This is a genomic window from Shimia sp. CNT1-13L.2, assembly GCF_024331145.1.
Taxonomy (GTDB): Bacteria; Pseudomonadota; Alphaproteobacteria; order Rhodobacterales; family Rhodobacteraceae; genus Shimia.
In genome coordinates, this window is the sequence record NZ_JANDJO010000002.1 from 272396 (window position 1) to 286845 (window position 14450).

Here is a 14450-nt window from a genome sequence, read left to right on the forward strand (position 1 = left end):
ACATTGGAGAAAGAGACATGGAGTATAAGTAAATGGAACCTAAACTGTTGAAAGCGGGCGTCGTCGCCCTTGCTCTTGTACCCGGAATTGCCGCGGCTCAATTTGGCGGATTTCCTTGGCGCGCAAATGATCTTCCTGGTGTGGGGAACTTTGAAGTCATCGAGGGAGCCAGCGGGCTGACGACTGGATTTTGGTGTCGGGCCGGAAGTTATGCGGTGACAGAATTTGGGGCCCGCGGATCGGATCGCATTTACGTGTTGAACCCCCTTGGCCGCTCACTGACACGCGACAGCCGCAGGGCGGTCGGATTTACTGTGTCACCTGATGCCAATCTTCTTGAAAAGGCGTCCAGGGTCAATTCCAACACTCTCTCGGTCAATCGGGAGGGGTACAACATCAGTGTCGGCCACGCAAAGAGTTACTGTTCGGCCCCAAGGTTCAGCCGGCCCTAGCGACAATTGAAATGGGCCTGCCCGATTGCTATTGCCTGTGGGATGCAACACGCTTTTGACATTCAAACAGACGGGCAGGGCCTTTACGAGTTCACATCACAGGTGAACGGTTGGGTGCAGGCACAGCGGCTAAGTACGGGTTTGCTTACACTATTTGTGCGGCATACCTCGTGTAGCCTTCTCATCCAGGAAAATGCTGATCCCGAAGTTCAGACGGACCTTCGCAATTTCTTTCATCGGCTTGTGCCGCCGACGACAGACCCTTCGATGTCATATTTGACCCACACTTATGAAGGTCCGGATGATATGCCTGCGCATATCAAAGCGGCGATGATGCCGGTGTCGCTTTCTATCCCGATCAGTGCAGGACGACCTGTGTTGGGAACTTGGCAGGGCATCTACCTGTTCGAACATAGAAAAGCGCCGCACACGCGAAGCGTGGCGGCGCATATAGTTGCATGAATTGGGAAACCGAGGTCACTCGTTACTTACAATACCGAGATAGGTACGATTGCGTGTCCGCAACAGGGGAATGCTTCGAAAGTTTTCCCGCTGGACTTCATCTAGCGGGTGTATTTCCCCTCTACCCAAACTCTAGCGGCTCCCCTATAGTGAATGTGGATAACTTGGGTGCACGCCCAATTTGGTGAGGCCGAAGACGAAGGGGAGAGGCCATGCGCTGCCCGTTTTGCGGAAATATTGACACCCAGGTGAAAGATTCACGCCCTGCCGAGGATCATGTATCGATCCGGCGCAGGCGGTTTTGTCCGGCATGTGGTGGGCGTTTTACCACCTATGAACGTGTCCAGTTGCGCGACTTGATCGTCGTCAAATCGAACGGTCGCCGTGAAGACTTTGATCGCGACAAGCTTGAGCGTTCGATCCGCATCTCCATGCAGAAACGCCCGGTTGAGCCCGAGCGGATTGACCAGATGATTTCAGGCATCGTGCGACGCCTCGAAAGCATGGGGGAAACCGATATCCAGTCGAAGACGATCGGTGAAATCGTCATGGAAGCCTTGGCGCGGATCGACACTGTCGCCTATGTGCGATTTGCGAGTGTTTACAAGAACTTCCAGGCCGCCGATGACTTCGACAAATTCGTTTCCGAGCTTCGCCCGGACGAAGCACCTTCGGAAGACTGATCCTGTCTGACAATCGGTATATGGCGCTTGCCCTCTCGTTGGGGCGGCGCGGTCAGGGACGGACCTGGCCAAACCCCGCAGTGGGCTGTGTGATAGTACGCGAAGGCCGTATCGTCGGACGTGGCTGGACGCAGCCGGGCGGTCGCCCGCATGCAGAGGTCGTGGCGCTTGAACAAGCCGGCGAACACGCGCGCGGTGCGACGGCTTATGTGACGCTTGAGCCCTGCGCGCATTTCGGCAAGACCCCGCCTTGTGCATCGGCGCTGATCGAATCTGGTGTCGCGCGGGTGGTGGCAGCCATCGAAGACAGCGACCATCGCGTATCCGGTCGGGGCTTTGCCATGCTGCGCGAGGCTGGCATCGAGGTGACAACAGGCGTCTGCGCCGAAGAGGCCGCACGTGACCTGCAGGGTTTTTTTCTCAAGACCGAACAGGGCCGCCCTTTCCTGACACTCAAGCTCGCGTCGTCGCTGGACGGCCGAATTGCGACGGCAACTGGCGAAAGCCAATGGATCACCGGCCCCGAGGCGCGGCGTGAAGTTCATGCGATGCGCGCGCGGCATGATGCGGTCATGGTTGGCGGTGGTACTGCGCGTGCCGATGATCCTTCGCTTACGGTGCGCGATATGGGGATTGCAGAACAGCCGGTGCGCGTTGTGGTGTCGCGTCGCTTGGATATCCCTCTGATGAGCACCCTAGCCAAAACTGCGCAGGACATTCCTGTCTGGATTGCCCATGGGCGGGATGCTGATCCGACCTTGGTGCGCACCTGGGAAGACCTTGGGGCCGAACTGATGCCCTGTGATCTTGAGAGCCCTCATCTCGCGCCATCTTCGATCCTTCAAGCGCTTGGGGAACGGGGGCTGACCCGTGTGTTCTGTGAAGGTGGTGGCGCATTGGCGGCGTCCTTGCTGATGTCGGATCTCGTGGACGAGTTGATTACCTTCACGGCCGGCAAAGCGCTTGGGGCAGAGGGCTATCCCTCAATCGGGGCAATGGGCGTGGAGCGTCTTCCAGAGGCGCCTTTACTTAGGCTTGCCGGGCATAGAGTTTGCGGAGCCGACACCATGTCGATTTGGCGGCGCGCCTAGGGCCTAGCGCCACAAAGAAGCATAGGTTGCAAAAGCCCCCTGAAGTTTCGAAAGTGTGCGGTTCAGGAGCCCGGGATGCGGAATGCGGCCCGAAGACAGCCGTTCGATGGCGACTTCCACCGAACAGGGCTGATGGGACGTCGGATCATAGTATCGGGGATAGTCGATCAGGGCCGCGTGCACGAGGCCGCTCAGGGGCACTTCTGCTGTGCGCCTGTCAGGAATATCGCCACGGTCGTCCGTCAGCCCCCAGCCGGCATAGAAGGGGGCACCGAAGGTCACCACCTTGACGCCGCGCAGCAGGGCTTCGAAGCCGGTGCCCGAGGTCATGGTCCAGACTTCGGCAACGCGCTCAAGCAGTTGCGCCATGTCTCCGTCAACGATCTGGTCGGCCCAGATCAGCGGATCAGGCACATGCCCACTGCGCAATCCGGCGGTCACGTCGGGGTGCGGTTTGTAGAGGATGATCGCGTCTGGGTTTGCCTCGCGTGTCGCCTTCAGAAGGTTGGCATTGGTCCGGATGTCCGAAGTTCCCAAGAGGATTGACGCATCGTCTTCGACCTGACCGGGGACGAGGATCAACCGACCCTCCGGCAGCTGGATCGGGGCGCTGTCGTGGTTGTATTTGCTAATGCCCAGCTTGCGGACCCGCTCGACCAACTTGTCGGCGCGAAGTGCCTGATCGGGTCTGAGTTCGGCCCTCTCTTGGATCAGTGTTTCCAGACGGCTGACCTGACTGGGGTCGTAGTAGATCCCCAGATCATCGCAGACCAAGGATAACGGGGGAACCAGTTCTGCCCCAAGGCCGCGTGATCGTAGGAAACCGTCTTCGACGCGCACTGCATCTTTGGGCCCGTCTTTCATGCCCCATACCATTGCAGGGCGTGTGTCGTCGGACGTGTCGAACTGGACCGGGCGATGCTGGCCAAAAAACTTCTGGATGTGGTTGCGCTTCCAGAACCGCATTCCAAATGCCGACCAGCCGCGACGGTCTTCCCGCCAGCTGCGCGTTTGCGCCTCAAGAAGGTCCATGGCTGTTTCAAGATCGCACAACCTGTCGCGGCAGGGGTCGTACCATTTCGGATAGAGGATCATAGCCGCTGCGAAGACCTGCGCTCTGGTCAGTTTCCTCTGGCGTCGGGGTACTGGACGTTCGTCAGATGTCAGGCCCCAGCCCGCATAGAACGGCTGTCCAAACACCCGTGGCTTGTGACCTGCAAAGATCGCCTCAAACCCCATTTGCGACGACACCGTGTAGACGCCGACCGCCCCTTCGAACAAAACCCAGGGAGAGTAGGGGGCAGTGCACAGTTTCACCCGGTCGGTTTCATGTTCCGGGCCAAAGTAGCCCTGTCTGAACCCCTGCGCCGTTTCCGGGTGTGTCTTGATCAGAACGGAACAGCCGGGATGCTCTTCCTGCGCAAAGACCAGCATCTCCTGAAAGGCGGCATCGTCGGCCTTGCTGGCCGTTACAGACGCATCCCCGCGGGTCTGGTCAATCACAAGCACATACCCCGGTTTGGGCGGGGCGAGCGAGGGGTCGACGCCCGTGTACTTGGTAAGGTGCGCCTCTTGCAGCCGCGCAATGGCGCCGCGTGCACGGTTGAGAAGCGCGGCATCGTCCAGTGGATGCGTGGCAAGAAGGGTTTCGAGGTCAGAAGGCACCGATGGGTCAAAGTGGGGGCAGGAACCGTCAAGGAACAGGCCGATTGGTGGTTGTTTCCCGGCGCGTCCGGGCAAGACTGAGCGCAGGAAAGCGTCCTCGACAAAGAGCTTACCCGCGCCGCTGCGTTCGGCCATGTGGTGGCCCCGCCATGCGGTGGGGCTTTGTCCCCAGATGGCGACGAGGTCTTCTTCCGAACTCTTGCCCAGCCGGAGATCGTATCCGGCAAGGTCAAGAATGCGACGCAGGCGTTTCTGGAAGAAGAAGCCGCCATTATACGCATAAAGACGCCGGCGCGTTGCGGCGCCGGCGTCAGACTGCCCGTCGGGCAGGAAAGTCATCAGTTGAAACCACCAAGAGAGCCGATGGTATCCGCCGAGGTCAGAGTACCGGTAAAGGCTGCAATTGTTTTGTTCCAGGATGTGATTGGCGCTTCGGTCACGTAGAGCGTGTCGCCGTCGCGGACCACGAAATCACGCGCCATGAACATGCCGTTGGGTTCGGTAAGGTTCAGCACGTAGACCATGCGCTGGGCGCCGACGAGGTCGGAGCGGCCGAGAACCTGGTTCGAGATTTCGGGCGCCTCGTTGCGGAACACGAACACACCGGTGGGATCACCGGATTGCGGAAGAATGCCGCCGACCTGTGCGATCGCTTCAATCGCCGAGAGGTTCTTGGTTTCGAAGTTGACGCGGCTTTGCGCACCTGTCGCGCCAAGGGCGGTGAAGGCGCGGGTATCGGCCTCGACCAGGATGCGGTCTCCGCCACGTAGAGCGATGTCGAGCTTCGGGTTATCATAGAGATCCTGCAGCCAAATCTGGCCGCGCTGGCCACCACGCAGGACGGTGACCTGAGCGATTTCAGGCGTGATCGTTACGCCGCCTGCCTGGGCAAGCATGGTCGAAAGGGTACGGGTCGGGCGTTCGATCGGATAAACACCCTGGCCGCCAATGGCCCCAACCAGCGACACGGTCGCGCCATCTCCTGCCACGCGGCGGACTTCGACCTGCGGATCGGGGGTTTGCTCTTCGAGCTTGCCGCTGATCACGCGACGGATGGATTCCGGCGTATTGCCGGCTGCGCGGATACGGCCGGCGTAGGGCACGAAGATGAAACCTGCACCATCCACCTGCACCTCTTCAAGAACAGCGGCGACCTGTCCTTCGGGGCCAAGCAGGGGTTGGTCGACGTTTTCCCAGATTGTCAGCGAAAGGACATCGCCTGGGCGAATGGTGTCCGAGCCGAGTTGGCTTGCGTTCTGGAACTTGTTCGAAAACCCAAGAGCGGGCACCACGGCGGTGGCGCGGGTCACGCGGTCATTCACGGCGACGATAAAGGCATCACCTTCGCGTTGTACGGAACCAGCGAAGATTTCGCGTTTGTTCGGACCAGAGCGGGGGACAAGACCACAAGACGATACGGCGGCCATACAGGCCACGACCACGGCGCACTTCGCCCATCGATTTTGCATGAGTTTCACTGCTCGGTCTCCTCGACCTATGTTTTTCTGCCTCAGGTTTTTCAAGTAACCTATCTGAATTCGAACTAAAAATCCAGCGCTAGACCTTGTGTCTCTTAGTTCACCAGACGCAACTGTTGCCGTGGTGCTGCTGTCCCGGACTTGAGCGCGTCATAGGGATCTTCGGGTGAAAGCATCATGTCGACGACGTGCCTCATCAGTTGGCGGCGTCCTCGGGCGCTGTAGAACCCACCGGCAACCTGGCTCGTTTCCAGGAGGAAGCGGCGATAGGTTTTGTATGCACGATTGTCAGGGCGGGTTGCACCGCTGAAAAACTCGCTCAGGGGTTGGTCGCTGATGAACTCGGGTTGCGAATAGACGGCCTTGCCGAAGATTTTCAACGGGATGCCGCGCCAGAGAACCTGTTGGGCGGCAGTCGAGTTCACTGTGACGGCAGATCGCGTTTCGGCCAGCAGACGGGCCAGTTTACCGCCGCGCACATAGTGAACACGGTCACGGATGCCGTGGGCCTTTGCGAGCCGATCCAGCTCGAGTCGAACCGGAACGCGGCCATCTTCCAAAGGATGCGCCTTGAAGACAAGGTGGTGATGGCCCGGTGCGTGTTGGGCGAAGTTGGTGATGACGAGGTCCAGAAACTCGGTCATCGTGTTGAACGGTGAGTGTTGCTGGAAGCTGCTGTCATGTTCGAGTTGCAGTAGCACAAGGTGGTAGGGGAAACCGCCGTTCTTGATGCGTCTGGTGGCAATGCGGCGCTCGATTGCATGTGCCGGCATCAGCAGGAGGCGCCGCAAGTACAGCCGAAATTCCTTGGTGACGCTGAGATCCCGGTGCGAGCGGAAATTGCGGTAGGTGCGGTTCGCGAACATGACGAACCAGTGATAGAGCGCGCCATAGAAAACGTGCTGGCGCATGTCGCCCCAGTGGCCCGGAGGCAAAGGCGTGTCGGCATCGCTGCCTTCGAGCGCTTTTTTCATCTCGGGGATGGTCATGTCCATCAGCCGCGAGTTGCCATTTGATCCGTTGCGTTCATAGGTCACCCAGTAGGGGCGCAGGTAGCCTTCTTCGAAAACATGGATGCGGATGTTCTTTTTCTTCGCGATTTCAATCGCCTGGGCGTGGATCGCACGCACGTCACCATAAAGGACGACGTCGGTCGCCTGCTTTTCATCGACCAGGGAGGCGAAGCGATCCGGCCAGTTTTCGCGGGCGTCGGTGTAGGGGATGTAACTGCTGCAATCCGGCCAGAAGACGCGGTCGCCGGCGTTGAAGCCGACGCGCCAGACCTTGGCGCCGGAACGGCGCAGCATTTTTGCGAGGCCGTTGAAAAACGGCCCATGTGGTCCCTGTAGGAACAGGAACACCCGGTTCTGTCCACTCGATACTGCCATCTTATTTGTCTCATATGTTCGAGATCTTGCGACCAGGTTACCTTAGCTTATTGGCGAAAGTAAGGCGTCTTGCGAAAGGTCGCGGGGCGGGCTAGTGCTTGGTTTCACAGTTCAGGCGGGAGTGAGCGATGTTTACTGGTATCATCACCGATATTGGCGTTGTACGCGAGTTGGAAAAACGCGGAGATTTGCGGGCGCGGATAGGTACGTCTTATGACACCGCGGGCATCGACATGGGGGCGTCAATTGCCAGCGATGGTGTCTGCCTGACCGTGATCGAACTGGGTGATGACTGGTATGATGTTGAAATCAGTGCAGAAACCGTATCGAAGACCAACCTTGGTGATTGGGAGGTCGGCAAGCGGCTCAACCTTGAACGCGCCCTCAAAGTAGGCGACGAACTGGGCGGTCACATCGTTTCGGGCCACGTTGACGGTGTTGCCGAAATCATTGCCATGCAAGACGAAGGCGACTCGACCCGCGTGACCCTGAGAGCACCGGAGGCGCTGGCCAAGTTCATTGCGCCCAAGGGATCCGTGGCTTTGAACGGTACGTCCTTGACGGTCAACGAGGTGGAGGGATGTGATTTTGGAATCAACTTCATTCCGCACACCAAGGAGGCCACCACCTGGGGCGATGCCAAGGTCGGAGACCGGATCAATCTCGAGATCGACACACTGGCCCGCTATGTCGCGCGGCTGGCGGAAATGAGCTGAAAATCAACGTCGGTATTGCGTCGGTATTACGACTGTATCGCGGAGGTGCGGATTTGCAGCCGCGCGAAAACGGTTCATAAAGCCTTGCCGCACTTCGATGGGCTTCCTATTTGCTTGTGCAAGGAACAAGAAGGTCGAACATGAAGCAGGCCATCAAACCCAAGGGGCAGATACGAGCGCTGTTTGCGGCGCTCCTGTGTCTATGCCTTGTGGTCTGGGGGGCGGCACCTTCGTTTTCTCATGATCTGGCTGGTGGCGTGATCGTTGCCGAAATGGAAAGTGATCACGGTCACTCTCATGGTGAAGCACTGGACGCCTACTGGGCGTTTCACGGACATAGCCATGACGTGGTCGATCATGACCACAGTTCGGCAGTTCTGGTTATGGCACGGGCTGAGGTGGATACCCAGAGACCCTCGCGCCATGATGTCTTGCCAAACGGCGAGAGCCCCCCGTCGCCTGTTTTTCTCCTCGAACGTCCTCCGCGTGTTTGATCCTGCCCGCACCTGCGGGTCCTGAGATCAATTTCAACATACAGCGGAGTTCAATCCATGAACACAGTCCAATCGGGCTGGAAGCGGTCGGCGTGGTGCCGAGGCGTTTTCCTGCCTATCCTCTCGCTTGCTGCGCTATGGCTGAGTGCCAGCGTAGCGGCGGCACATAACGTGACGGCCGGTGATGCCGGCTATATCCAGCAGATCTGGGGGATCAAGATTATCCCCTTCATGTACCTCGGGGCCAAACACATGGTCACCGGATACGACCACATCCTGTTCCTCTTTGGGGTGGTGTTTTTCCTCTACAAGGCAAAACACGTTGCCACATACGTCAGCCTGTTTGCCATCGGGCATTCCACAACGATGCTGGCAGGGGTCTATTTCGGCTGGAACGTAAATGCCTATCTGATCGACGCAATCATCGGGTTGTCGGTTGTCTACAAGGCGCTTGATAATCTTGGTGCCTACCAGCGATGGTTCGGCATCCAGCCCAACACCAAGATGGCCACGCTTGTCTTTGGCTTTTTTCATGGTCTGGGTCTGGCGACCAAGATCCTCGACTATGACCTGCCCGAAGACGGGCTTTTGCCCAACCTGATCGCCTTCAATGTTGGTGTGGAAATCGGCCAGATGATGGCTCTCGCAATCATTCTTATCGCCATGGGGTACTGGCGCCGGAGCCAGAGTTTCTGGCGGCACGCCTATACCGCGAACGTCGTCATGATGTGCGCCGGTTTCATTCTCATCGGCTATCAACTCACCGGCCTCGTGGTCGCCTCCTGAACAGGGAAACAGAAAAATGTACAACGCAAACAAACCAAACCCCGAAGACCTGCCGAGCAGCGAGAAACTTTTGCGCTCGACCTTTATCGCGGCCGGTGCGGCGGCGGCCATCCTTGTGACGGTTGTCCTGCCTGCGGAATACGGCATTGATCCGACGCGGATCGGTGGCCTGCTGGGGCTGACCGAGATGGGCGAGATCAAGCAAGAGCTGGCCGAAGAAGCCGCGGCGGACGAGCAGGCCGCGGTTGGCGGGTTCCTGTTCGGGGCCGCGATGGCGCAGGAGGCCGAAGTCTGGAAGGACGAGATTTCCTTTACCCTCACGCCGGGACAGGGGATCGAGTGGAAGCTGGCGATGGACGAAGGCGCCGTTGCGGAATACCGCTGGTTCACGGACGGCGCGCGGATCAACTTTGATCTGCATGGCGACGGTAGTGGCAAGTCCGTCACCTATGAAAGGGGACGCGGCAAGACTGCGGACGAGGGCGAGATCACGGCGGCCTTTGACGGCCAGCACGGGTGGTTCTGGCGCAACCGCGACAAGACCGAAACCACGGTGATCGTCCAGTTGCGTGGCGACTATACCGGCCTCAAACAGACCTACTGATAACATGTGCCCCGGCCCGAGAGAGGGTCGGGGCCTTCTTTACCGGGGTCTGTCGTCGCGTCCGAACCGAAATTCGCCGCCCCTGCTCTGGCCAATGGGGTGTGGTTGCGATATGCGCTTTGCCAAGCAAAAGGCGAGAGAGAGCCCATGAGTTTCGAAAAGCCCGGTCCGGTGGAACAGTCGCTGCGTGACGCAATCAGCCCGATCGAAGACATCATCGAAGCCGCCCGCAAGGGTGAGATGTATATTCTGGTCGATCACGAAGATCGCGAGAACGAAGGCGACCTGGTGATTGCCGCGGAATTTGCCGATGCGGCAGCGGTCAATTTCATGGCGACGCATGGTCGTGGCCTGATCTGTCTGCCGATGACGGCGGACCGGATCGACCTGTTGGGCCTGCCGATGATGGCGGTCAACAACTCGTCGCGCCACGAGACCGCCTTTACGGTGTCGATCGAAGCGCGCGAGGGCGTGTCGACGGGGATTTCGGCGGGCGACCGCGCGCTGACCATCGCGACGGCGATCAACGAGCAAAACACCATGGCTGCGATTGCCACACCGGGCCACGTGTTCCCGCTGCGTGCGCGTCGTGGGGGCGTTCTGGTGCGTGCCGGCCATACCGAGGCTGCCGTGGATATTTCGCGCCTTGCCGGGCTGCATCCGTCGGGTGTGATCTGCGAGATCATGAAGGAAGACGGCACCATGGCGCGTCTGCCCGATCTGGTGGAGTTCGCAAAGACCCACGACATGAAGATCGGCACCATCTCGGACCTGATCGCCTATCGTTCCAAGCACGACAACCTGATCCAGGAGACCCGTCGCGATACCGTCACCGCGGAAGTGGGCGGCGACTGGGAAATGCGGGTTTACACCGACGTGATTCACGGTGTGGAGCACATGGCGCTGATCAAGGGCGATATCACCACCGATGAGCCGGTGCTGGTGCGTACTCACGCGCTGAACGAACTGACCGACGTTCTGGGCCTTGGTCCCAAGCCGCGTGATGAGTTTTCCGATGCGATGCGTATCGTGGCCGAGGAAGGCCGTGGTGCGGTTCTTCTGTTCCGCGAGCCGCATCCCAAGTTCGACTTTGGCGATGACGAGGAACGCCCGCGCATCGTGAAAGACACCGGTCTTGGCTCGCAGATCCTGTCGAGCATGGGGCTGAGCGAGTTGATCCTGCTAACCGACTCGCCGCAAACTCAGTATCTCGGCATTGATGCCTATGGGTTGTCGATTGTCGGAACCCGTCCGATTGCCAAGGAGTAAGACATGGCTGGCGCAGAAAAACACTACATCATGCCGCGAGCGGAGTTCGACAAGCCTGTCAAACTCGGCATCGTGATGTCGCCTTACTACAAGGATATTGCCGACAACATGTTGGCCGGTGCCGTGGCCGAGATCGAGGCTGTTGGTGGCACCTACGAGGTGGTCGAGGTGCCCGGTGCGCTGGAGATCCCGACCGCGATTGGCATCGCCGAGCGGATGAGCAATTTCGACGGCTATGTGGCGCTGGGCTGCGTGATCCGTGGCGAGACCACGCATTACGAGACCGTCTGTAACGACTCGAGCCGCGCGATCCAGTTGCTGGGCCTTCAGGGGCTTTGCATCGGCAACGGTATCCTGACCGTGGAGAACCGCAAGCAGGCGGAAGTGCGCGCGGATCCGGAAGATCAGAACAAGGGTGGCGGTGCGGCCGCAGCGGCCTTGCATCTTGTCGCGCTCACGCGTAAGTGGGGCGCCCAGCGCAAGGGCGTGGGATTCGTGCCCGACGCCGAGGAATACAAGCTCGCTGGCGAACTCAAGGACAATCCGAAAGCATGACCCTTTCCGGCAACCAGAAACGCAAGATGAAATCCGCGTCCCGGCTTTTTGCCGTGCAGGCGCTCTACCAGATGGAGCAGACCGGCCAGACCGTGGACAAGGTGCGGGTCGAGTTTCTGGACTTCCGGTTTGGCGAGGCCTTCGAAGAGTATGACATGCTCGAGGGGGACACGGCGCTGTTCTCCAAGACCCTTGAGGACGCGGTGAACTACCAGGCCCCGATCGACCAGATGACCGACCGGGCGCTGGTTGCGAAATGGCCGCTTGGGCGCATCGATTCGACCTTGCGCGGCCTGTTCCGTGCGGCTGGTGCCGAGCTGTTGCAGTCGGGCACCCCTGCCAAGGTGGTGATCTCGGAATATGTGGCCGTGGCCGATGCCTTCTTTCCGGGCGGCAAGGAACGCCAGTTCGTGAACGCGGTTCTCGATCACATGGCGCGGGAAGCAAAGCCCGAGGATTTCTGAACGGCAAACTCTTCTCGAAGAGTTTGCCAGCCAGATGATTTTCTAGAAAATCATGCGTTTCAGGGCGAGGTGGGGAGAACCCAATCCTCGCCGCGCGCGGTTGTGACGTATTCCGGCCAGCGGAAGTGGAGCGGCGGTTCGTAGTCACAGAGCGGGGCCAGCCATTTGTCTCCGCCGATCCCGCCGCCGGTACGCTCGCGGAATTCAGCCTGTGCGGCCTCTAGCATCCCCCTATCGGTCAGACAGTCGAGCGCGGTCATGGCAATCACCTGCGCCGCGGTTTCGACCATCGGGTCGATGCAGGCAGGATGCCCGCCCATCGCGTTCATCGCCCATGCCGGATAGGCAAAACCTTCGGGGGCTGTCAGGGCGGGGCGGCCGATATACAGCCGGACTGTGGGGGCGTGCCAGCAGAACTCGGTGTAGTCATCCGAGGTGAAATGGCGCTGGGTTGGCGGGAGCATCTGGCGTAGCGCGGCCTCGGCCTGTTCCGGGGGCGTGAGTTCGGAGATCATCGGCAGGAAGGGGTCTTCCATCGGCGCAAGGCCGAGTTCCGACTGGATGGCGCGGGCGAAGGCCTTGGCGTCGTCACCCCAGGTGGGTGCGCCGACGGTTTCGAGGTTGGCATAGGTGGCCGCCGAGAGGGCGTGATTGGCAAGGCCGGGGCGGGATTTGGCCACCCAGTGGCGGCGCCATGTGCAATGGCACAGTTTGGCGGCCGCTTCGGCAAAGTGGTCGAGGCCGCGAATGATGTGTTCGGCCTCGGAGACTTCGGAGATGCGGATGAAATACTGGATCTGGGCGATCTGTGCCGGGATGTTGTCGGCGGTGGCCTGTCCGTGGCTGATGATGGTTTCGTTCATTGACCAGCTTTGACCCGGTGCCATGACGTGTTCGCGCAGGGCTTTGGCAGACTGGTACATCTGGATCATGGCGTCTGTCGCACCGGGGGCGCGGGCGGCGGCGTGGCTGGCGGGGATGGGCGAGGCATCGTCGCCTGCCATCCATGTTTCCGGGTCTTCGCAGGTGAATTCATAGATCACCCCGTAGCCGACACCGCAGTGGGTATCCCAGCGGACGGTGTTACAGAGGGGTGGCATGTAGAAAGGGTGGAACGAGATCGCGGCGTCGAGATCGTCATAGTAGCCGGCCGCGGCGTGGACCGGTTTTGAGCCACGCACCTTTTCCGCCGGTTCGCCGAAGAATTTGAGGCGGCCGGGGATGTTGTGTTCCTGCATGGCGGCCTTGGCGGCAAGGAAGCCACCCAAGGACCCGATTCCCAGAGCTGAGTGGGGATCGGTGTGGCCGCCTGCATGGGGCGAAAGGCCGGGGCGCGGTGTTTTGCGGGGTTCCGCCGCCTGGCAATTGCCCGGAATGCCGTCATATTCCGCATAGCCGCCAATGGTCGGGCCGTCGCCATTTTCCCAGGTCGCGCAGAATGCGGTGGGCATGCCGCCTGAGCCTTCTTCGACGGTAAAGCCTTCGCGGCGCAGAAGGTCGACGTAGAAGGCCGCGCTTTTGTATTCACGCCACGCGGTTTCGCCAAAATCCCAGACTGTGCGTGTCCATTGCGACAGGTCGGATTTTCGTGCGGCAACCGAGGCACGGGCGGTGGATTTCGGACTGGTCATTCATTGCTCCCTCAAACAATGTGCGCAGCCTAGGGGCGATATGCAGGAGGTGGCAAGCGGGCTTGCGTGAATTTCGTCGATTGCCCTTGCCACATGCCAGAGTTGGCATATCATGTAGGGCAGAAGGGAACCGAACCATGCCCAAGCTCATTCGTCTCTATATTCTTCAGGTTCTGGCCGGATTTGGCCTGTCTGCCCTGTTTGTCGCCCTGCTTTTGTATTTCAACGTGGGCAATCTCTGGCATCTTGTTAATGCGACAAGTGGGGGATACGTGGCGGTTGTCATGCTGTTCATGTTCAACGGCATCGTCTTTGCCGGTGTGCAGTTCTCGATCACGATCATGCGCATGGCGCGCGACGATGGCCCCGGTGGCGGCAAGAAAGATGCGCTTCCGGTGTTGGAGCCTGCACTGGTTCCGGTGCCTGTGGAACGGCGCAAGCCTTAGTCGTCACTCTTTTCCTTCGTTACCCGACCGCGGCGACCGTGACCGGCCTGATCAGCGTATCAAGGTAGGTGCGCGTTGCGGTGTCCCATGTGCCCGGGTCTTCGTCATGGGCGACGCGGGCGTGGGTTTCCATCAGCGTCCAGACTTCCTCGCGGGTCTGGGCAACGACGCTGGCGGGACAGGCTTCCATCCCTTCGCAGTCGCGACAGGCGTAAGAATATGCGTTTGACATGATGCATCCTCCCGCAGGCAGGATAGCACAAAAC

At 59.7% G+C, this 14450-nt stretch carries 16 protein-coding genes; 11 read left to right on the forward strand and 5 right to left on the reverse strand.

The features are described from left to right. Positions 1-494 precede the first annotated feature (494 nt). From NNA36_RS05075 to ribD, 3 genes are all read left to right on the forward strand, one after another. Positions 495-914 carry a secondary thiamine-phosphate synthase enzyme YjbQ gene (locus tag NNA36_RS05075; protein WP_255104796.1) on the forward strand — a complete coding sequence of 140 codons (420 nt, stop codon included), beginning with the start codon at positions 495-497 and terminating at the stop codon, positions 912-914. Between the two features lie 212 nt (positions 915-1126). Next, positions 1127-1597, forward strand: coding sequence for a transcriptional regulator NrdR (nrdR, locus tag NNA36_RS05080; RefSeq protein ID WP_255104797.1), 471 nt, complete (start codon positions 1127-1129; stop codon positions 1595-1597). Between the two features lie 20 nt (positions 1598-1617). Then, a complete protein-coding gene (ribD, locus tag NNA36_RS05085) occupies positions 1618-2688 on the forward strand; it encodes a bifunctional diaminohydroxyphosphoribosylaminopyrimidine deaminase/5-amino-6-(5-phosphoribosylamino)uracil reductase RibD (RefSeq protein WP_255104799.1) in 1071 nt (356 codons plus the stop codon). Between the two features lie 3 nt (positions 2689-2691). On the opposite strand, the gene NNA36_RS05090 is transcribed toward ribD, so the two are convergent. The 3 genes from NNA36_RS05090 to NNA36_RS05100 all read right to left on the reverse strand — a co-directional run bounded on the left by NNA36_RS05090 (position 2692) and on the right by NNA36_RS05100 (position 7219). Then, a complete protein-coding gene (locus tag NNA36_RS05090; protein WP_255104801.1) occupies positions 2692-4692 on the reverse strand; it encodes a capsular polysaccharide biosynthesis protein in 2001 nt (666 codons plus the stop codon). Beyond that, complete coding sequence (locus NNA36_RS05095; RefSeq protein ID WP_255105591.1) at positions 4692-5822, reverse strand: polysaccharide biosynthesis/export family protein; 1131 nt, start codon at positions 5820-5822, stop codon at positions 4692-4694. Before NNA36_RS05095 ends, NNA36_RS05090 begins: the two co-directional genes overlap by 1 nt. A gap of 104 nt (positions 5823-5926) precedes the next feature. Further along, positions 5927-7219: a capsule biosynthesis protein gene (locus NNA36_RS05100; protein WP_255104803.1), complete on the reverse strand. Its 1293-nt coding sequence runs from the start codon at positions 7217-7219 to the stop codon at positions 5927-5929. A gap of 128 nt (positions 7220-7347) precedes the next feature. On the opposite strand from NNA36_RS05100, the gene NNA36_RS05105 reads away from it, so the two are divergent. The 7 genes from NNA36_RS05105 (at position 7348) to nusB (ending at position 12107) form a co-directional block, all read left to right on the forward strand. Beyond that, positions 7348-7935, forward strand: a complete 588-nt coding sequence (locus NNA36_RS05105; RefSeq protein WP_255104804.1) for a riboflavin synthase — start codon at positions 7348-7350, stop codon at positions 7933-7935. Positions 7936-8075: 140 nt separating this feature from the next. Then, positions 8076-8429, forward strand: coding sequence for a hypothetical protein (locus NNA36_RS05110; protein WP_255104806.1), 354 nt, complete (start codon positions 8076-8078; stop codon positions 8427-8429). Positions 8430-8486: 57 nt separating this feature from the next. Continuing rightward, positions 8487-9215: a HupE/UreJ family protein gene (locus tag NNA36_RS05115; RefSeq protein ID WP_255104807.1), complete on the forward strand. Its 729-nt coding sequence runs from the start codon at positions 8487-8489 to the stop codon at positions 9213-9215. 16 nt (positions 9216-9231) lie between these two features. Then, the gene (locus NNA36_RS05120) at positions 9232-9819 is read left to right on the forward strand and encodes a transmembrane anchor protein (RefSeq protein WP_255104809.1); all 588 of its coding nucleotides are present in this window, start codon (positions 9232-9234) and stop codon (positions 9817-9819) included. 147 nt (positions 9820-9966) lie between these two features. Continuing rightward, on the forward strand, positions 9967-11088 hold the full coding sequence (gene ribB, locus NNA36_RS05125; protein WP_255104810.1) for a 3,4-dihydroxy-2-butanone-4-phosphate synthase: 1122 nt from the start codon (positions 9967-9969) through the stop codon (positions 11086-11088). A 3-nt stretch (positions 11089-11091) separates the two neighbouring features. Beyond that, a complete protein-coding gene (locus NNA36_RS05130) occupies positions 11092-11643 on the forward strand; it encodes a 6,7-dimethyl-8-ribityllumazine synthase (RefSeq protein WP_255104812.1) in 552 nt (183 codons plus the stop codon). Beyond that, positions 11640-12107, forward strand: a complete 468-nt coding sequence (nusB, locus tag NNA36_RS05135) for a transcription antitermination factor NusB (protein ID WP_255104813.1) — start codon at positions 11640-11642, stop codon at positions 12105-12107. Before NNA36_RS05130 ends, nusB begins: the two co-directional genes overlap by 4 nt. Positions 12108-12166: 59 nt before the next feature. On the opposite strand, the gene NNA36_RS05140 is transcribed toward nusB, so the two are convergent. Beyond that, the gene (locus NNA36_RS05140; RefSeq protein ID WP_255104816.1) at positions 12167-13738 is read right to left on the reverse strand and encodes an amidohydrolase; all 1572 of its coding nucleotides are present in this window, start codon (positions 13736-13738) and stop codon (positions 12167-12169) included. A gap of 137 nt (positions 13739-13875) precedes the next feature. On the opposite strand from NNA36_RS05140, the gene NNA36_RS05145 reads away from it, so the two are divergent. Then, a complete protein-coding gene (locus tag NNA36_RS05145; protein ID WP_255104819.1) occupies positions 13876-14184 on the forward strand; it encodes a hypothetical protein in 309 nt (102 codons plus the stop codon). 19 nt (positions 14185-14203) lie between these two features. Here NNA36_RS05145 and NNA36_RS05150 read toward each other — a convergent pair whose 3' ends face one another. Continuing rightward, positions 14204-14416, reverse strand: coding sequence for a DUF1059 domain-containing protein (locus tag NNA36_RS05150; protein ID WP_255104821.1), 213 nt, complete (start codon positions 14414-14416; stop codon positions 14204-14206). Between the last annotated feature and the right edge of the window lie 34 nt (positions 14417-14450).